The organism is Vibrio sp. YT-17, assembly GCF_033337375.1.
In the GTDB taxonomy this organism is placed as follows: Bacteria; Pseudomonadota; Gammaproteobacteria; order Enterobacterales; family Vibrionaceae; genus Vibrio; species Vibrio alginolyticus.
Genome location: NZ_JAWOQP010000097.1, coordinates 1 through 1,332 on the forward strand (window position 1 = coordinate 1; position 1,332 = coordinate 1,332).

The window sequence follows — 1,332 nt, forward strand, 5'->3', positions numbered from 1 at the left end:
AATGGCGGTTTCAATCGAGTTGTGAGTTTCTACTTCAACCCAGTTACGAGCACCAGCAGAAGTGTGGGTTAAAGTGCGCATTTTATCAGGCCAGATAGCATGAACTTTGTGTAAGCCCGTGGCGTCAGCCGTACGAATAACGGCAGAGACGTTGTTAGGTTTGTGAACCTCTTCTAGGCACAAAGTAAGGTCGGTTTGGCGTGCTTTCAGCACCTGATGGATACGGTGGTAACGTTCTAAATTCATAGTAAATAAATAGGGTATAAAAAAATCGCCACCCAGTGTGAGTGGGTGGCGATGAGTTTAGTTCTTTCTTCGTCTGACTCGGGTCGCCTGCGGCATCGCTTTGATTTTTCGCATGATACCTGCAAGGTGGACACGATCTTTGGTGGTCAGCAGGACGGTGACAGTATACAGTCGGCCATCACGTTCTTCGGTCGACAGGCCATGGATATTGGAGCCTGTTTTTGAAATCACGTTGGTCAATTCTGCCAGAGCACCTTGGTGGTTGAGCATGTCGACTTTCAGTTCTGCGATAAACTCTTTGTCGTAATCGTCAGACCATGCAACGGCCATGTACTTGTCCGGCTCTTTTTGGTAACCGCGCACATTTGGACACGTTTCACGGTGAACAACCAAGCCACGGCCAGGAGACACATGCGCAATGATGTGGTCATCTGGAATTGGGTGACAGCAGTTAGCAAACGTCAGCAGCAAACCTTCCGCGCCACGAATTGGAAGTTTCTTCTTCGAGTCGGTTGGAATGGAACTAGTTGTCGTTAGTTCTTCAGTATCGCCCAGCAAACGACGAGCAATCACAATACTCATGAGTTCGCCTAAGCCAATTGCTGCGAGTAAATCGTCTGTGCTTTCTAAGCGCAGATCGGTCAGTACTTCTTGAATGTTCTCTGGGTAGATGGAGTCAATCGAGTGACGACCCAAAGCGTGATTCAATAGGCGGCGGCCGAGCGTGATGGATTCTTCACGGCGCATGGTTTTCAGTACTTGACGAATCTTAGTGCGAGCGCGAGAAGTCACGACATAGTTCAACCAAGCGGCATTTGGACGCGCACCTGGCGCACTGATGATTTCTACTGTCTGGCCGTTCTTCAGCGCCTTACTTAGTGGGTAAGGGTTACGATCAACACGAGCACCAACACAGGAATTACCTACATCGGTATGTACCGCGTAAGCAAAATCTACAGCTGTCGCGCCAAGTGGCAGTTCAACAATACGACCTTTTGGTGTGAAGACGTAAATCTCATCTGGGCATAGATCCGATATTTCGTTTTCAATGAATTCGAATGAGTTACCGGCACTGTGTTGTAGCTC

General features: G+C 48.6%; 2 protein-coding genes. Both read right to left on the reverse strand.

The annotated features are described in order from the left end of the window. Positions 1 to 246: TrmH family RNA methyltransferase (locus R7F67_RS24125; RefSeq protein ID WP_318057451.1), on the reverse strand; the 246-nt coding region annotated here is incomplete at its 3' end. Between the two features lie 57 nt (positions 247 to 303). Further along, positions 304 to 1,332 (reverse strand): TGS domain-containing protein (locus R7F67_RS24130; RefSeq protein WP_318057452.1); only part of this gene is annotated, 1,029 nt, incomplete at its 5' end.